Annotated in this window: 17 protein-coding genes; 4 read left to right on the top strand and 13 right to left on the bottom strand. The window is 70.0% G+C overall.

What is annotated here, in order from left to right; genetic code table 11:
* Window positions 1-116: 116 nt before the first annotated feature.
* From ACXYMW_RS06495 to ACXYMW_RS06485, 3 genes are all read right to left on the bottom strand, one after another.
* Window positions 117-725, bottom strand: a complete 609-nt coding sequence (locus ACXYMW_RS06495; protein WP_459034487.1) for a superoxide dismutase — start codon at window positions 723-725, stop codon at window positions 117-119.
* 118 nt (window positions 726-843) lie between these two features.
* On the bottom strand, window positions 844-1,257 hold the full coding sequence (locus ACXYMW_RS06490; RefSeq protein WP_459034486.1) for a hypothetical protein: 414 nt from the start codon (window positions 1,255-1,257) through the stop codon (window positions 844-846).
* A gap of 147 nt (window positions 1,258-1,404) precedes the next feature.
* Window positions 1,405-1,755, bottom strand: a complete 351-nt coding sequence (locus ACXYMW_RS06485) for a hypothetical protein (protein ID WP_459034485.1) — start codon at window positions 1,753-1,755, stop codon at window positions 1,405-1,407.
* Between the two features lie 195 nt (window positions 1,756-1,950).
* On the opposite strand from ACXYMW_RS06485, the gene ccmI reads away from it, so the two are divergent.
* Genes ccmI through ACXYMW_RS06470 form a run of 3 tightly spaced genes read left to right on the top strand, consistent with a single transcriptional unit; the run spans window position 1,951 to window position 3,871 of the window.
* Window positions 1,951-3,189 (top strand): c-type cytochrome biogenesis protein CcmI, encoded by a 1,239-nt coding sequence (gene ccmI / locus ACXYMW_RS06480; protein WP_459034484.1) that lies wholly within the window; start codon window positions 1,951-1,953, stop codon window positions 3,187-3,189.
* Window positions 3,186-3,683 (top strand): Holliday junction resolvase RuvX, encoded by a 498-nt coding sequence (ruvX, locus tag ACXYMW_RS06475; RefSeq protein ID WP_459034483.1) that lies wholly within the window; start codon window positions 3,186-3,188, stop codon window positions 3,681-3,683. The genes ccmI and ruvX overlap by 4 nt, the downstream gene beginning before the upstream one ends.
* The gene (locus tag ACXYMW_RS06470; protein ID WP_459034482.1) at window positions 3,680-3,871 is read left to right on the top strand and encodes a DUF1289 domain-containing protein; all 192 of its coding nucleotides are present in this window, start codon (window positions 3,680-3,682) and stop codon (window positions 3,869-3,871) included. Before ruvX ends, ACXYMW_RS06470 begins: the two co-directional genes overlap by 4 nt.
* Window positions 3,872-3,893: 22 nt before the next feature.
* Here the strand turns inward: ACXYMW_RS06470 and dusA are convergent, their stop codons facing one another.
* Complete coding sequence (dusA, locus tag ACXYMW_RS06465; protein WP_459034481.1) at window positions 3,894-4,910, bottom strand: tRNA dihydrouridine(20/20a) synthase DusA; 1,017 nt, start codon at window positions 4,908-4,910, stop codon at window positions 3,894-3,896.
* Window positions 4,911-5,198: 288 nt separating this feature from the next.
* Between dusA and ACXYMW_RS06460 the strand changes: the two genes are divergently transcribed.
* Entirely contained in the window at window positions 5,199-6,230 is a 1,032-nt protein-coding gene (locus ACXYMW_RS06460) for a patatin-like phospholipase family protein (RefSeq protein ID WP_459034480.1), read from the top strand.
* Here the strand turns inward: ACXYMW_RS06460 and ACXYMW_RS06455 are convergent.
* The 9 genes from ACXYMW_RS06455 to ACXYMW_RS06415 all read right to left on the bottom strand — a co-directional run bounded on the left by ACXYMW_RS06455 (window position 6,223) and on the right by ACXYMW_RS06415 (window position 15,578).
* Window positions 6,223-7,137: a calcium/sodium antiporter gene (locus ACXYMW_RS06455; protein ID WP_459034479.1), complete on the bottom strand. Its 915-nt coding sequence runs from the start codon at window positions 7,135-7,137 to the stop codon at window positions 6,223-6,225. The genes ACXYMW_RS06460 and ACXYMW_RS06455 overlap by 8 nt on opposite strands.
* A gap of 125 nt (window positions 7,138-7,262) precedes the next feature.
* Window positions 7,263-7,949, bottom strand: a complete 687-nt coding sequence (locus tag ACXYMW_RS06450; protein ID WP_459034478.1) for a DUF502 domain-containing protein — start codon at window positions 7,947-7,949, stop codon at window positions 7,263-7,265.
* Window positions 7,950-8,072: 123 nt separating this feature from the next.
* On the bottom strand, window positions 8,073-8,762 hold the full coding sequence (gene phoB, locus ACXYMW_RS06445; RefSeq protein ID WP_459034477.1) for a phosphate regulon transcriptional regulator PhoB: 690 nt from the start codon (window positions 8,760-8,762) through the stop codon (window positions 8,073-8,075).
* Window positions 8,763-8,764: 2 nt separating this feature from the next.
* A complete protein-coding gene (gene phoU / locus ACXYMW_RS06440; RefSeq protein WP_459034476.1) occupies window positions 8,765-9,499 on the bottom strand; it encodes a phosphate signaling complex protein PhoU in 735 nt (244 codons plus the stop codon).
* Window positions 9,500-9,502: 3 nt separating this feature from the next.
* Window positions 9,503-10,300 carry a phosphate ABC transporter ATP-binding protein PstB gene (pstB, locus tag ACXYMW_RS06435; protein WP_459034475.1) on the bottom strand — a complete coding sequence of 266 codons (798 nt, stop codon included), beginning with the start codon at window positions 10,298-10,300 and terminating at the stop codon, window positions 9,503-9,505.
* Between the two features lie 13 nt (window positions 10,301-10,313).
* Window positions 10,314-11,663: a phosphate ABC transporter permease PstA gene (gene pstA / locus ACXYMW_RS06430; protein ID WP_459034474.1), complete on the bottom strand. Its 1,350-nt coding sequence runs from the start codon at window positions 11,661-11,663 to the stop codon at window positions 10,314-10,316.
* Window positions 11,660-13,123 carry a phosphate ABC transporter permease subunit PstC gene (pstC, locus tag ACXYMW_RS06425; RefSeq protein WP_459034473.1) on the bottom strand — a complete coding sequence of 488 codons (1,464 nt, stop codon included), beginning with the start codon at window positions 13,121-13,123 and terminating at the stop codon, window positions 11,660-11,662. Before pstC ends, pstA begins: the two co-directional genes overlap by 4 nt.
* A gap of 97 nt (window positions 13,124-13,220) precedes the next feature.
* Window positions 13,221-14,264 carry a substrate-binding domain-containing protein gene (locus tag ACXYMW_RS06420; protein ID WP_459034472.1) on the bottom strand — a complete coding sequence of 348 codons (1,044 nt, stop codon included), beginning with the start codon at window positions 14,262-14,264 and terminating at the stop codon, window positions 13,221-13,223.
* 282 nt (window positions 14,265-14,546) lie between these two features.
* A complete protein-coding gene (locus tag ACXYMW_RS06415) occupies window positions 14,547-15,578 on the bottom strand; it encodes a sensor histidine kinase (protein ID WP_459034471.1) in 1,032 nt (343 codons plus the stop codon).
* Between the last annotated feature and the right edge of the window lie 3 nt (window positions 15,579-15,581).

Below are 15,581 nucleotides of genomic sequence, written 5' to 3'. Positions count from 1 at the left end.
CCGCCCCGCCGCGTTCCTGCCGCGCCGCCGCGCAGTCAGGACAACGAAAAGCGCCCCGCACGCGGGGTGCGGGGCGCCGGTGCAGGCCCGCGCGCTGCGCGGGTCGCGGGGACCTCTTACGCCTTGGAGAGACGCTCCGCGACGTTTTCCCAGTTCACCAGGTTGTCGAGGAAGTTCTGCAGGTAGGCCGGACGCTTGTTGCGGAAATCGATATAGTAGGAATGCTCCCACACGTCGCAGCCCAGCAGCGCGGTCTGGTTGAAGCAGAGCGGGTTCACGCCGTTCTCGGTCTTGGTGACCTTGAGGCCGCCATCGGTGTCCTTGACCAGCCAGGCCCAGCCCGAGCCGAACTGCCCGGCGCCGGCGGCGGAGAATTCTTCCTTGAACTTGTCGACCGAGCCGAAGCTCTCGACCAGCGCCTTCTCGAGATCGCCCGGCATGGCGACGGTCTCGGGCGACATCATCTCCCAGAACTGGTTGTGGTTCCAGTATTGCGAGGCGTTGTTGAAGATGCCGTTCTGGGCCACCGCCTTGGGGTCGTAGGTGCCCTTGATGATCTCCTCGACCGACTTGTTCTCCCATTCGGTGCCGGCGATCGCCTTGTTGCCGTTGTCGACATAGGCCTTGTGGTGAATGTCGTGGTGAAACTCGAGCGTTTCCTTGGACATGCCCTTGGACGCCAGCGCGTCGTGCGCATAGGGCAGATCGGGAAGTTCGAAAGCCATAACGGAACCCTTTTTGTTGCGATGATATCCGGTCTCTCGGATACGTGTTCCGCAGTGAGCCCAGCGTCAAGCCCCCGATGCCGTACTTCCCGCCACAGCGCTTCCCCCGGGGGCGGTCTCAGCGCGTGTCGCGAAGGCACCGGCCGCGGCCGTGGAAGCGCTCCACATGCCCGGCCGGGGTGGCGGAAATGCGCATCTCGCCCGAGCCCTTCAGGTAGGTCGCGCGGTAGATCATCTGCGCGGCGCGGTTGCCCCGCCGGTCGCGCACCGCGTAGCGCCAGACGAAGGTGACCCTCCGGGCGTTCTCCGCGGCGACCCTGCCGCTCAGCGGCGCGCCGTTGAAATGCAGCACCACCGGGTCGGAGACCACCACCGCCGCGCCGGTGCGCCCGATGAACAGCACGTCGGGGATCCAGTTGCCGCGGCCATAGGGGGTGAGCTGGCAGATGAAGGTCTCCGCCGCCCGCGCCGCGGCCGGGAGGGCGGGCTGCATCAGGAGCGCCAGCAGCGCCGCCAGGGTGATCCGTCTCATCGCCGCCCTCCGAACCCGGTCCCGGCAGTATCCGCCGCGCGGCCCCCGGGACGCAAGCACCGCCGCCCCTGCCGCGGCGGACACAACGAAACGGGCCGCGATGCGCACATCGCGGCCCGGTCCGGTCCAAGGAGTGGTTGGGCAGATTTACTGGCTTTCGCCCTCGACGGCGGTCTCCGCCTCTTCGGCGGCGTTTTCGGCGGCAGCGCCAGCCGCTTCGGCGGCGTTCTCGGCGCCCTCGGCGGCGTTCTCGGCCGCCGCTTCGGCGCTCTCGGCGGCATTCTCGGTGGCGACGGCCGCGTCCGTGGTGGTCACGTCGGGGTCGCTGTCGCCGCCCCAGAACAGGAAGGCGATGATCGCCACGGCGACGACGAGACCGCCGACGATAAAGGCCATCGAGCTCGAACCGCCGCGCTTCTCGACATGGGTGTCGCGGCTGTGCGTGCTGGTATGGGTCTGGTGCGGGGGCGGGTTATGAGGAGCGTTGGGGTCGGCCATCTGGGAAATCTCCACATGCGGATTTTACGATACCTCAATTCCGCGCCGCGGCGATTGGTTCCCGCCCTGCCCGGCCGGGCACCGAAAACCGCCGAGTGTGGCCGCTGCGACATGGTCGCGCTCACGGGAAGTTTTGCTTTTGCACCTGCTGCGCGGGGTTTAGGACCGGGGCAACGTGACCGATGCGGAGCCGCCATGACCCTGTTCTGGATATTGAGCGCCGGCCTGGCCATTGGGGTGGCGGCCCTGCTCGGCCGCGGCCTGCTGCGCGGCGAGCGGGGCGAGACCGCACCGGCGGAGGCGTTCGACATCCGGATCTACCGCGACCAGTTGGCCGAAGTGGAGCGCGACCGCGCCCGCGGCGTCGTGGGCGCCGAGGAGGCGGAGCGCCTGCGCGCCGAAGTCTCGCGCCGCCTGCTCGCCGCCGATGCCCAGCATCGCAGCGCCGGGGCGTCGGGGCGCGCGCCGCGGCGCCTGTCGCTGGCGATGGCCGCCCTGGTGGCGCTGGCGACGGTCGGCGGGTCGCTCTGGGTCTACAGCCGGCTCGGGGCGCCGGGCTACGGCGATCTGGGCCTTGCCACGCGGATCGCCGAGGCCGAGACGGCGCGCCGGGCGCGCCCCGGCCAGGCGGATGCCGAGGCCGCCCTGCCGGCCCGCGCCGAGGCCGAGGTCTCGGAGGAATACGCCGCCCTGGTCGAGCGCCTGCGCAGCGCCGTCGCCGAGCGGCCCGAGGATCCGGAGGGCCTGCGGCTCCTCGCCCGGAGCGAGGCGGCGCTCGGCAATTACCGCGCGGCCTACGCGGTGCAGGAGCGCATCCTCGCGCTGAAGGGCGAGGACGCGCGGGCCGGCGATTACGCCGATCTCGGCGACATGATGGTCCTGGCCGCCGGCGGCTATGTCTCCCCCGAGGCCGAGGCGGCGTTCCAGAAGGCGCTGGCCCGCGATCCCGAGAACGGCGTGGCGCGCTATTACGCCGGCCTCAGCTATGCCCAGACCGGGCGCCCCGACCGCGCCTTCCGGATCTGGGACGCGCTGCTGCGCGCCAGCGATGCCGAAGACCCCTGGGTGCAGCCGGTCTCCGAGCAGATCGGCGAGCTGGCGCGCCGCGCCGGGGTCAACGATTACCGTCCGCCGGTGCCGCAGGGCGCCGCCCCTGCCGGGCCCAGCGAGGCCGACATCGCGGCGGCGGCGGAGCTGAACGCCGAGGACCGGCGCGAGATGATCGAGGGCATGGTGGCCGGGCTCTCGCAACGGCTCGCCACCGAGGGCGGCAGCGCCGAGGAATGGGCCCGTCTGATCGGCGCGCAGGCGGTGCTCGGCCGGGCCGAGCAGGCGATGCAAATCTATTCCGAGGCGCAGACCGTCTTTGCCGGCGACAGAGAGGCGCTGCGCATCCTGCGTGAGGCGGCCCAGGGCGCGGGGATCGGCCAATGACCGCAGGCACCATCCACGACGACATCGCCGACTTTGCCGCGGCGCTGGCGCCGGGCAGCGCGCTGGCCGGGCTCGATCTCGGCGACAAGACCATCGGCGTCGCGGTCTCCGACCTGATGCGCTCGGTCGCGACGCCGCTCGAGACCATCCGCCGGCGCAAGTTCACCCTCGACGCCGAGCGGCTCTCCGCCATTCTCGCCGAGCGGCGGGTCGGCGGGCTGATCCTCGGGCTGCCGCGCAACATGGATGGCAGCGAGGGGCCGCGCTGCCAGTCGACGCGGGCCTTCGCGCGCAACTTCGCTGCCCGCTGGACCGGGCCGATCGGCTTCTGGGACGAACGGCTCTCCACCGTGGCGGCCGAACGCGCGCTGCTCGAGGCCGACACCTCGCGGCGGCGCCGCGCCGAGGTCATCGACCACGTCGCCGCGGGCTACATCCTCCAAGGTGCGCTCGACCGTCTGGCGCGGCTGGCGCGGGAGGCGGACGAGGCATGACCCAGGCGCCGCGCATCGACTCGCCCTGCATCGACATCTGCGTCATCGACCCGAAAAGCCGGCTCTGCCGCGGCTGCCTGCGCAGCATCGAGGAAATCACCGCCTGGGGCGGCATGAGCCCGGAGCAGCGCCGCGCGGTGATGGCGGAGCTGCCGCAGCGCCGGACCGCGCCCTCGGACGCGGAGTGACGCGCCGCCCGCCGGGCCCGGCTCAGCCGTCCTGCAGCGCCAGCGCACCCTCCGCCACCGCCGCCAGCGCCGCGTCGACGACCTCGAGCCCGGCGCCCTTGCGATGCGCCTGCTCCGACAGGATGCGCCGCCAGCCGCGCGCCCCGGGCCGCCCCGCGAAGAGGCCCAGCATGTGCCGCGTCACCTGCGCGAGCTTGCCCCCCGCGGCGAGATGCGCCGCGATGTGCGGCCGCATCCGCGCCACCGCGTCCTCGGGCCGCGCAGCGCCGGGCGCGTCGGCGCCGAACAGCGCCGCGTCGGCCCCGGCCAGGAGGTCCCAGGGCCGCTGGTAGGCGGCGCGCCCGACCATCACGCCGTCGAGCCCGCGGGCCAGGAAGTCCTGCGCCTCCTCCAGCGACTGCAGACCGCCATTCACCGACAGGTGCAGGTCCGGAAAGGCCGCCTTCATCCGCAGCACGAGATCGTAATCCAGCGGCGGAATGTCCCGGTTCTCCTTCGGCGACAGGCCCTGGAGCCAGGCCTTGCGGGCATGGATGGTGATCCTCCCCACCCCGGCATCGCGCATCCGCGCAAGGAAGTCCGGCAGCACCTCCTCAGGCTCCTGGTCGTCGACGCCAATGCGGCACTTCACCGTGACCGGCACCGCCACCGCGTCGCGCATCGCCGCGACGCAGGAAGCGACGCGCGCCGGGTCCTTCATCAGCACGGCGCCGAAAGTGCCCGATTGCACGCGGTCGGAGGGACAGCCGACATTGAGGTTGATCTCGTCGTAGCCCCGCGCGGCGCCCATCGCCGCGGCCTCGGCCAACTCCCCCGGATCGGAGCCGCCAAGCTGCAGCGCCACTGAATGCTCCGCAGCGCCGAACTCCAGCAGATGCGCGGCGCCGCCCCGCACCAAGGCCGCCGAGGTCACCATTTCGGTGTAGAGCAGCGCCTCGCCCGACAGCACCCGGTGGAAGGCCCGGCAATGCCGGTCGGTCCAGTCCATCATGGGTGCAATGGAATAGCGGGCGGAACGGGTGAGGGCGTCGAAAGTCATGGCAGCGGTCTCGTGCTTGGGCCCCGGAACGACGCCCGAGGATCCGGCCGGCTCCGCGTGGGGCGGCGCCTCCCTAGCATATCGCGGCGCGGATGACAGGGGGCTGCGGGCGGGTTCGCTGCCTGGGAATGCGGCGGTCCGGCCAAGGCCCCAACATGGAGAAATATCAGCAAATGCTTGTTTAATAGAGTAACTATTGCCCTCTTGAAGTGACGCATGAAGCCGCCGGACCGGCCGCGGAGGCGCGCGGCGCTTGCAACCTCGGGCCCAGCGGCTAGCCTCCCGGCGATGACACGGATCAATCTTGCCTTGCAGGGCGGCGGCGCCCACGGAGCCTTCACCTGGGGCGTGCTCGATTGCCTCCTCGAGGACGAGGACATCGAGATCGCGGCGATCTCGGGCACCTCTGCCGGCGCGCTGAATGGCGCCGCGGTGAAGGCCGGGATGATCCGCGACGGCCGCCGGGGCGCCCGGGAGATGCTCGACTGGGTCTGGTCCGAGGTCGGCCAGCTGAACGCGCTGGGGCTGCCGGACTGGATGAACGCCTGGCTCCCCGATCCCGGCATCCTGTCGCTGATGGTGGAATATTCGCCCGGCTACGCGCTGGCCGACGCCGCCACCCGCAGCTTCTCGCCCTATGCCTGGGGGCCGCTCTACCGCAACCCGCTGGACGCGGTGATCGCGCGGTTCGATTTCGGCGAGGTCTGCGCCCAGCAGGGTCCGCGGCTCTATGTCTGCGCCACCGCGGTGCGCGACGGCAAGATCCGCATCTTCACCGGCGACGACATCACGCCCGAGGCGATCATGGGCTCGGCCTGCCTTCCCACCGTGTTCCAGGCGGTGCAGGCCCGCGACCCGCGCACCGGCGAGCCGGAATTCTTCTGGGACGGCGGCTATACCGGCAACCCGGCGCTCTTCCCGCTCTTCGACCCGGCCCTGCCCGACGACATCCTGATCGTCAACATCAACCCGCTGGAGCGCCGCCGCCTCCCCGTCACGCCGCAGGAAATCCAGAACCGGATCAACGAGATAAGCTTCAATTCTTCGCTTCTGCGCGAACTGCGCGCGATCCATTTCGTGCAGCGCCTGATCGCCGATGGCGCGGTGCGCGACGGCGCCATGAAGGATCCGCTGATCCACATGATCATGGATGACGATCTGATGAACCGGCTCTCGGTGGCGACCAAGCTGGTGCCGATCGCCACGCTGATCCTGGAGCTCAAGGCGGCCGGACGGCGTGCCGCGGCGGGTTTCCTGGCGCGGCACCGCGGCGATCTGGGACAGCGCCAGACCGCCGACCTGATCCGCATGTTCAGCTGAGCGCCACCAGATACGCGACGTAAAGGACCAGCAGCGCCGCGCCCTCCCAGCGCGCCACCAGTCGCCCGGTGGTCGCCACCAGCATCAGGAGGGCGGTGGCGGCCAGCATGACCCAGATGTCGAACCCGGCGATGCCCGCATCGACCGGCAGCGGCGAGACCAGCGCGGTGATCCCAAGAATCCCCAGGATGTTGAAGATGTTGGAGCCGATGACGTTGCCGAGCGCCACGTCGCCATGGCCCTTGCGCGCCGCCATCACCGAGGTGACGAGCTCCGGCAGCGAGGTGCCGACCGCGACCAGCGTGAGGCCGATCACCGCCTCCGAGACGCCGAGCCCGCGGGCGATGCCGGTGGCGCCATCGACCAGCAGCACGGCGCCCAGGAGGGTCAGCGCGAGCCCGCCGGCGAAGCGCAGCGCCGAGGCCGCGGCGGAGGCCGGCGCGACCTCGGTCTCGGGTGCCACCGCGGTCGGGTCGCCGCGCAGCGTCACCGCGAGGAAGGCCACCAGGCCGGCGAACAGGACGAGGCCCGACAGGCGCCCGATCTCGGGGCTCAGGAGCAGCACGGCGAGCAGCACCGCCGAACCGCCGAGCCAGAGCCCGTCGCGCCAGAGACGCGCGCGGTTCACCGGGATCGGCCGCAGCACCGCCGCGACGCCGAGGATCAGCAGGATATTGGCGATGTTGGAACCCACGACGTTGCCGAGGGCGATGCCGGGCGCGCCGGTGCGCGCCGCCTGCAGCGAGGTGAAGAGCTCCGGCGCCGAGGTGCCGAAGCCCACCAGGGTCAAGCCGATCACCATCGGCGGCACGCGGAAACGCTGGGCCAGCGCCACCGAGCCCGAAACCAGAAACTCGCCCCCGCCCAGAAGGGCGGCGAGGCCAAGCGCGACGTAAAGCAGATCCATGCGATGTCCCTCGGGCGCGGGATGACCCCCGCGCGTCCCGCATGGACATCACATCGGCGCGGCCAAATTCAAGCTGGCCGGGGAAAATTTCTGCCGCGTTGGGCGATGCGGGCGACGCGGCCCGGTCAGGAGACGAGCCGGGCCGGCGGCGCCTTCGGATCCTCGGCGTTCGGGTAGACCAGCCCGGCCGAGATCACCAGCTTGGCCGCGTCCTCGAGGCTCATGTCGAGCTCGATCACGTCCTCGGCCGGGAAGAACAGCAGGAAGCCCGAGGTCGGGTTCGGCGTGGTCGGCACGAAGACCGAGATCATGCCGCCACCGGTCAGCGCCCGGCGCGCCACCTCGCCCTTGGTCTCGGTCGAGATGAAGCCGATGGCCCAGATGCCCTTGCGCGGATATTCGATCAGGCAGGCCTTCTCGAAGCTGCGCTCGGATTGCACGAAGACGGTCTCGGCGATCTGCTTCACCCCGGAATAGACCGAGCGCACGATCGGCATGCGGGCCACCAGGCTTTCCGCGAAGCGGATGAGCGAGCGGCCGATCAGGCCCTTGGCCACCCAGCCCACGAAGATCGTGAAGCACAGGAAGAAGATCACCCCGATGCCGCGGAGGTTGATGCCGATATATTCCTCCGGGTTGAACCGGTCGGGCACCAGCGGCAGCACCACGCCGTCGATCCAGCCGATCACCGTCCAGATCAGCCACACCGTCAGCCCCACCGGGGCGATGACCACGATCCCCGTCAGGAAACTGGCGCGCAGCCGGGCCACGAAACCGGGGCGCCGCGGGGTCTGGTCGAAGGGGGAGGTCATCGGCGGTCCGTCTCTGGTATGCAACGGCACGAAGGTATGTCCCGCTGCGGGCGGATACAATGGCGGCCGGACCCGGCGGGCGCCGCGCAGGGCCCCGCCCGCCCCTGTTGCACCGCCGGCCGGCTATCCCAGCGCGTAGCCGGCGCCGCGCACCGTCCGCACCGGGTCGCTGCCGCCATGCTGGCAGAGCGCCTTGCGCAGGCGGCCGATATGGACGTCGACGGTGCGGGTGTCGACGTAGATGTCGCGGCCCCAGACGCGGTCGAGCAGCTGTTCGCGCGACCAGACGCGGCCGGGCTTCTCCATGAAGGTGGAGAGCAGCCGGAACTCGGTCGGGCCGAGCTTCAGGGCCTGGCCGTCGCGCGACACCCGGTGGGTCTCGGCGTCGAGCAGGATGTCGTCATAGGTCAGCTGCAGGCCCGCCGCGGCCGGCCGCGTGCGGCGCAGCTGGGCGCGCACCCGGGCCATCAGCTCGACCACCGAATAGGGTTTGACCACGTAATCGTCGGCGCCGGTCTCGAGACCGCGCACCCGGTCGACCTCCTCGGCCCGCGCCGAGAGCATGATCACCGGCACCGCGCGGGTCTCGGGCCGCGATTTCAGCTGGCGGCAGATCTCGATCCCCGAGACCGCCGGCAGCATCCAGTCGAGCACGATGATGTCGGGCTGCTCCTCCTCCACCAGCAGCAGCGCCTCGTCGCCGGTCTCGGCCTGCGCGACGCGGAAGCCCTCGGCCTCGAGGTTGTAGGACAGGACCTCGCGCTGCGCGGCCTCGTCCTCGACCACCAGCACGGTGGGCCGGGCGGCGGCCATGGTCAGGTCCCCTGCCCGGCGCCGGGCGAGAAATGCGGATCCGAGGAGGTCAAGTCCTCCTTCGGCCGGTCGCCGTCGGGCTTCTCGCCGGTGACCAGGAACACCACCTGTTCGGACAGGCCGGTGACGTGGTCGCCCATCCGCTCGATGTTCTTGGCGATGAAATGCAGGTGCATGCAGGCGGTGATGCTGCGCGGATCCTCCAGCATGAAGGTGAGGAATTCGCGGAACAGCGTGTTGTACATGCGGTCGACGTCGCGGTCGCGGGCGATGACGTCGCGCGCCAGCGCGGCATCGCGCTGGATATAGGCGTCGAGCGCGTCCTTGAGCATCAGCTCGACCTCGCGCGCCATGCGCCGCAGCGAGGCCGAGGCGCCCTCGATCGGATGCAGCTGCACCAGCACGCCGGTGCGCTTGGCCATGTTCTTGGCGAGATCGCCCATGCGTTCGAGATTGCCGGACATGCGCATCACCGACAGCACCACGCGCAGGTCGCTGGCGGTGGGCGCGCGGAGCGCGATGACCCGGGCGGCCTCTTCGCTGACCCGCTCCTCGAGCGCGTCGATGGCCTTGTCGCGGCGGCGGACCTCCTCGGCCAGTTCCTCGTCGCGGGTGTCGAGGCTCTTGGAGGCGTCGCGGATCGCCGCCTCCACCAGCCCGCCCATCTTCATGATCTGTGCCTGGATGCCCTCGAGGTCGCGGTCGAAGGCCGAGACGATGTGCTGCGAATGCGCCATGGGTTACCCGATCCGTCCGGTGATGTAGGCTTCTGTGCGGCTGTCCCGCGGGTTGGTGAAGATCTTGTTGGTGTCATCGTATTCCACCAGGTTGCCGAGGTGGAAGAACGCCGTTCTCTGGCTGACCCGGGCGGCCTGCTGCATGGAATGGGTGACGATCACCACCGAGTAGTTGGCCCTGAGCTCGTCGATCAGCTCCTCGACCTGGCCGGTGGCGATCGGGTCGAGCGCCGAGCACGGTTCGTCCATCAGCAGCACCTCGGGCTCGGTGGCCACGGCGCGGGCGATGCAGAGCCGCTGCTGCTGGCCGCCCGAGAGCCCGGTGCCGGGCGCGTGCAGGCGGTCCTTGACCTCGTCCCAGATGGCGCCGCGGCGCAGCGCCTTCTCGACGATCTCGTCGAGCTCGGCGCGGTTGCGGGCCAGACCGTGGATCTTCGGCCCGTAGGCCACGTTGTCGTAGATCGATTTGGGGAACGGGTTGGGCTTCTGGAACACCATGCCGACCTTGGCGCGCAGCTGCACCGGATCGACGCGGCGGTCGTAGATGTCCTCGCCGTCGAGCAGGATCTCGCCCTCGACCCGGGCGATGTCGATGGTGTCGTTCATCCGGTTGATGCAGCGCAGGAAGGTCGACTTGCCGCAGCCCGACGGCCCGATGAAGGCGGTCACGGTCTTGTCGAGGATGTCGACGGAGACGTCCTTGATGGCGTGGGTGTCGCCGTAATAGACTTGCACGTTGCGCGCGTTGATCTTGGTGTCGTTTATCACGTTGGTCTCCGCGGATCGGGGCGTGTCGTACACGGTTCTATCCTCCTTACCAGCGGCGCTCAAACTTGCGGCGCAACAGGATGGCGATGGCGTTCATCGCGAACAGGAACAGCAGCAGGATGATGATGCCGCCCCAGGCGCGTTCGTAATAGGCGGGGTCGGCGCGCTTAGCCCATTCGTAGATCTGCGCGGGCATCGCCGAATTGGGCGCGAGGAAGCCCTCGGCCACGCCTTCGGGGTAGTTGGTGGCGATGTAGCCCACCATGCCGATCAGCAGCAGCGGCGCGGTCTCGCCCAGAGCCTGGGCCAGGCCGATGATGGTGCCGGTCAGGATCCCCGGCATGGCCAGCGGCAGCACGTGGTGCAGCACCGACTGCATCTTCGAGGCGCCGACCCCGAGCGCCGCGTCGCGGATTGAGGGCGGCACCGATTTCAGCGAGGCGCGGGTCGAGATGATGATCGTCGGCAGGGTCATCAGGGTCAGCACCAGCCCGCCCACCAGCGGCGCCGATTGCGGCAGCTCCATGAACTGGATGAAGACGGCGAGGCCCAGGATGCCGAAGACGATCGAGGGCACCGCGGCGAGGTTCGAGATGTTGACCTCGATGAGGTCGGTGAAGCGGTTCTTGGGCGCGAATTCCTCGAGATAGATCGAGGCCGCGACGCCGATCGGCAGCGCCAGGATCAGCACCACCAGCATCATGAAGAGCGAGCCCAGCATGGCGACGCCGATGCCGGCCTGCTCGGCCCGGCTCTCGGAGGCATCGGAGCCCAGGATGAAGTTCCAGTTGAACGCCTTCTCGATGGCGCCGCGCTCGCGCAGCGCGTCGACGAGGTCGAGATGGACCACGTCGATGTTCTTGTCGCGCGCCGCGGTGCCGCGGTCGACCCGGCCCTTGAAGTAGCCGTCGACCCGCGACGAGGCGAGGATGCGGGTGTCCACCGTCTGGCCGATCAGGTCCGGATTGGCGAGCACCCGGTCGCGGATCTGCGCCGCGGCCGAGGCCGAGATCAGCGGCTTGAGGTCCTTCGGGCCCTCGAGCTCGGTCTCGATCCCCTCGGCCTCGATATAGGCCCAGAGCGCGTCGGCGATCAGCGGCTGGTAGGTGAAGGTGGTGGCCTTGGCCAGTTCGGCCGGGTCTCGGTTGCCGCTCTTGTCGAGCTTCTCCTCGGGCAGGTGCACCGGCACTTCGAGGAAGGTCTGCTGGAAGGCGGTCGAGCCGTTCCAGACGATCGAGCCGAGGAGCACCGCCAGGAAGAACAGGCCGGTGGCGATGGCGGCGATGCCGTAGGCGCGGAACCGGCGCTCGGCGGCGTTGCGGCGCCGGGTGCGGGTGTCGACCTCGGTCAGCGAGCGGCGGCCGGGCGCGGGAAGGTCGGTCTGCGTCGCGGTCATTCGTACTGTTCCCGGTACTTGCGGACGATGTAGAGGGCGAAGACGTTGAGCCCCAGCGTGATGACGAAGAGCGTCATGCCGAGGGCGAAGGCCACCAGCGCCTCGGGCGAGGCGAAATCGGCGTCGCCGGTGAGCTGGCTGACGATCTTGGCGGTGACCGTGGTCATCGCCTCGAACGGGTTCAGCGACATGCGCGCCGCGGCGCCGGCGCCCAGCACCACGATCATGGTCTCGCCGATGGCGCGGCTGGCGGCCAGCAGCACGGCGCCGACGATGCCCGGCAGCGCCGCCGGCAGCACCACCTGGCGCACCGTCTCGGAGCGCGTGGCCCCCAGCCCGTAGGAGCCGTCGCGCAGCGATTGCGGCACCGCGTTGATGATGTCGTCGGACAGCGAGGAGACGAAGGGGATCAGCATGATCCCCATCACGAGGCCGGCGGTCATCACCGCGGTGCCGGCATCCATCCAGCCCAGCCCCTTGTCGCCGAAGACCTGCATCAGCAGCGGCCCGACGGTGAGCAGCGCGAACAGGCCGTAGACGATGGTCGGGATGCCGGCGAGGATCTCGATCGCCGGCTTGGCCACGGCGCGCAGCCGCGGCGAGGCGTATTCCGACAGGTAGATCGCCGCGAAGAGCCCGATCGGCACCGCCACGATCAGCGCGATCAGCGAGATGTAGAGCGTGCCCCAGAGCAGCGGCAGGATGCCCAGCTCGGACCCGCCGCCGAAGGACGGCGCCCAGGTGGTGGAGAGGAAGAATTCCGAGGCCGGGTAGATGCGGAAGAATTCGATGGTGTTGAAGACAAGGCTCAGCACGATGCCCAGCGTCGTCAGGATGGCGATCGAGGCGGCGGTGACCAGCAGCGCCCGCAGCCCGGTCTCGACGCTGTTGCGGGCGCGGAACTCGGGCCGGCTCTCGCGCAGCCCGACGCCGGCGCCGGCCAGCGCCAGCACGATCACCACGCCGGTCAGGATGGCGTGGCCGATGGCGCTCAGGCCGCGGTAATACTGCGCCGCATCGAGGATCTCCGGCGTCACCTCGGATCCCAGCGCCACCCCTGCCCCGCCCAGTTCCGCGCGGATGTCGGTGGCCTCGCTGTCGAGGCTCGACGCCTCGTCGGCGGAGAGCACGCCCTGCGCCACAGCGCTGTCGATGCCGCCGGCCAGCCGCCGCACATCGGCCAGAACCAGGTCGACGGCGCGCTCCTGAGCGGCGGCGCCATCGCCGAGCCGGGATGCAGTCGACCATTCGATCACGATGGGCTGCACGATGAGCCAGAGGACCAGCACCCCGAGCGCGGGGACCGCGGCCTTCAGGGCGACGTTCCAGCCGTAAAAGCCCGGCAGCGAATGCAGGCCGCGCCGGTCCCCCGCCGCGCCGGCCAGCGCCCGTTGGCGCCCGGCGAGAAAGCCCAGGGCGGCGATCGCCAGGACGATGAGGACCAACCAGGTCAGCGGCATGTCAGTCTCCGTTCGAGTCGCGGTCGGGCGTCGTCATAGCAGCGGGGGGGCGGATCCGCACGGACCGCCCCCCCGAATTATCGTCGGTCGCAAGGCCTCAGGAGGCTTCCTGCGACATCGTCGTCTCGTCGGCGATCTTGGACTGGGTGGCGCCCAGCTCCGGATCCGGGACGAGGCCGTAATCGGCGAGCGGGCCACCCTCGCCGGCAATCTCGTCGGCGACGAAGAACTCGGCGAATTCCTTGAGGCCCGGGATCACGCCCAGATGCGCCTTCTTGATGTAGAAGTAGAGCGGTCGCGACACCGGGTACTCGCCCGAGGCGATGGTCTCGGTCGAGGGCTCGACGCCGCCCATGGTGGCGACCTTCAGCTTGTCGGTGTTGTTCTCGTAGAACGCCAGGCCGAACACGCCGATGCCGTCGGGGTTGGAATCGATGCGGGCCAGGGTCTCGGTATAGTCGCCGTCGATGTCGACCGACTTGCCGTCGGTGCGGACCGCCATGCAGGCGCTTTCGGCGTCATCCTCGGACATGCCGGCATCGAGCATCGCCTGCAGCGCGCCGGTATCCTCGCAGCCCTGCAGCAGCACCTTCTCCTCGAAGACCTCGCGGGTGCCGTGCTTGGTGCCGGGGATGAAGGCGGCGATCTCGACCTCCGGCAGGTCGGCATTCACGTCGGCCCAGGTCTCGTTCGGGTTGGCGACCATCGCGCCGTCCTGGGGGATCTGGGCGGCCAGCGCCTGGAACCAGTCAGCGGGCTCGAAAGCGGCGAAGTCCGGACCGTCGGTCTGGCTGGCGAAGACGATGCCGTCATAGCCGATGCGGACCTCGATGATTTCGTCCACGCCGTTGGCGGCGCAGGCCTCGATCTCGGCGTCGCGGATCGCACGGGAGGCGTTGGCGATGTCGATGGTGTTCTCGCCCACGCCTTCGCAGAACCGCTTCAGACCGGCCGAGGACCCACCCGATTCCACCACCGGCGTCGGGTAGTCGAAATTCTCGCCGAAGGCCTCGGCGACGATCGAGGCATAGGGCAGCACCGTGGAGGAGCCGGCGACCTGCACGTTGTCGCGCGACTGGGCAAAGGCCGGTGCCGCGGCGACCAGCGCGAGGACGGAGGCGGAAAGGGTTGCAGTCTTCATCAGGAACTCCCGATTGCTTGCGTGGTGTAGGACCACCCGAACGATGATCTTGGCCTGCCTGCTAGAGATGCGTGGCGATGCTTTTGTGACGTCTGCGTAACAGTAGTATGACAACCGCGATTGACGTCCGGTCAGGCATGGTGGCTTTCGGTCAGACATCGAAGGTGGTTGATTTCCCTCGATATTTTTTCGGCGCCTTTCCGCCGCGCCGGGCTGTGCCCAAAGCAGCCCCCGGAGCCCCGAAGCTTCGGGCGGGCGATTGTGACGCGCCGCGAATCGCGCTCAGGCAACCGGCAGCAGAATGGTGAAGGTCGAGCCCCGGCCCGGCGCGCTCTCGATCTCGAGCCGGCCGCGGTGACGGTTGACGATGTGCTTGACGATCGCGAGGCCGAGCCCGGTGCCGCCCATGCTGCGCGACCGGTGCGTGTCGACCCGGTAGAAGCGCTGGGTCAGCCGCGGGATGTGGATCGGGTCGAGCCCGGGGCCGGTATCGGAGATCGCCAGCCGGGCGCCCGCGCCGCGCAGCCGCGGCTCGAAGGCCGGGCCGGTCAGGCGCACCGTGACCCGCGCGCCCTCGCCGGCGTATTTCAGCGCGTTCTCGACGAGGTTCAGCACCACCTGGCGCAGCTGGTCCGCGGCCGCCGGCACGTCGAGCGGTCCCGCCGGCAGGTCGGTGACGATCTCGGAGCCGGACCTTTCCGCCAGCGGCGCCAGGCCGCGCAGCGTCGCCGCGACCAGCGCGCCCAGATCGACCCGGTCGGTCGGGCGCATGCGCTCCTCGGCCTCGACCCGGCTCAGCGACAGGAGGTCGGAGACCAGCCGGTTCATCCGCCCGGCCTCGCTCTCCATCACCGACAGGAAGCGGTCCCGGGCGGCGGGGTCGTTGCGGGCCGGGCCGCGCAGCGTCTCGATGAAGCCGATCAGCGCGGTCAGCGGCGTCTTCAGCTCGTGGCTGACATTGGCCACGAAGTCGCGCCGCATCTGTTCGGCCTGGGCCAGCGAGGTCTCGTCCTCGAAGGAGACCAGAACGCCGCGCCTGGCGGCCTCGGCCACCGCCGCGGCGGTGACCCGGAAGCTGGTATCCTGCTGGCCGTCATTGCCGAGAAAGCGCGTGCGCCGCGTCGCGCCGTCGCCGCGCACCTGCTCCACCGCGTCGAGGATCTGCGGCTGGCGCAGGGCGGTGATGTAGTGCCGGTCCTCGAGCCCCGGGCCGAGCAGCGCGGCGGCGGCCGCGTTGGCCGCGCGGATGCGTTCGTCGGGGCCCACATAGAGCGCCGCCAGCGGCATCGCCGCGACCAGCCCGCCGAGCTCCATGGC

The sequence above is a fragment of the Roseivivax sp. CAU 1761 genome (assembly GCF_054482755.1).
The sequence above is the reverse complement of the archived record's forward strand: the minus strand, read 5'-3'. Positions and strand labels throughout refer to the sequence as shown.

Coding starts and splice junctions, on each gene's coding strand:
- ACXYMW_RS06455 (WP_459034479.1), bottom strand. CDS start 7,137: ATGGATCTGCTTTACGTCGCGCTTGGCCTCGCCGCCCTTCTGGGCGGG.
- dusA (WP_459034481.1), bottom strand. CDS start 4,910: ATGACTTTCGACGCCCTCACCCGTTCCGCCCGCTATTCCATTGCACCC.
- pstC (WP_459034473.1), bottom strand. CDS start 13,123: ATGCCGCTGACCTGGTTGGTCCTCATCGTCCTGGCGATCGCCGCCCTG.
- ACXYMW_RS06415 (WP_459034471.1), bottom strand. CDS start 15,578: ATGGAGCTCGGCGGGCTGGTCGCGGCGATGCCGCTGGCGGCGCTCTAT.
- ACXYMW_RS06460 (WP_459034480.1), top strand. CDS start 5,199: ATGACACGGATCAATCTTGCCTTGCAGGGCGGCGGCGCCCACGGAGCC.
- pstA (WP_459034474.1), bottom strand. CDS start 11,663: ATGACCGCGACGCAGACCGACCTTCCCGCGCCCGGCCGCCGCTCGCTG.
- ACXYMW_RS06450 (WP_459034478.1), bottom strand. CDS start 7,949: ATGACCTCCCCCTTCGACCAGACCCCGCGGCGCCCCGGTTTCGTGGCC.
- ACXYMW_RS06485 (WP_459034485.1), bottom strand. CDS start 1,755: ATGGCCGACCCCAACGCTCCTCATAACCCGCCCCCGCACCAGACCCAT.
- ccmI (WP_459034484.1), top strand. CDS start 1,951: ATGACCCTGTTCTGGATATTGAGCGCCGGCCTGGCCATTGGGGTGGCG.
- ACXYMW_RS06420 (WP_459034472.1), bottom strand. CDS start 14,264: ATGAAGACTGCAACCCTTTCCGCCTCCGTCCTCGCGCTGGTCGCCGCG.
- ACXYMW_RS06470 (WP_459034482.1), top strand. CDS start 3,680: ATGACCCAGGCGCCGCGCATCGACTCGCCCTGCATCGACATCTGCGTC.
- ACXYMW_RS06495 (WP_459034487.1), bottom strand. CDS start 725: ATGGCTTTCGAACTTCCCGATCTGCCCTATGCGCACGACGCGCTGGCG.
- phoU (WP_459034476.1), bottom strand. CDS start 9,499: ATGGCGCATTCGCAGCACATCGTCTCGGCCTTCGACCGCGACCTCGAG.
- phoB (WP_459034477.1), bottom strand. CDS start 8,762: ATGGCCGCCGCCCGGCCCACCGTGCTGGTGGTCGAGGACGAGGCCGCG.
- ACXYMW_RS06490 (WP_459034486.1), bottom strand. CDS start 1,257: ATGAGACGGATCACCCTGGCGGCGCTGCTGGCGCTCCTGATGCAGCCC.
- ruvX (WP_459034483.1), top strand. CDS start 3,186: ATGACCGCAGGCACCATCCACGACGACATCGCCGACTTTGCCGCGGCG.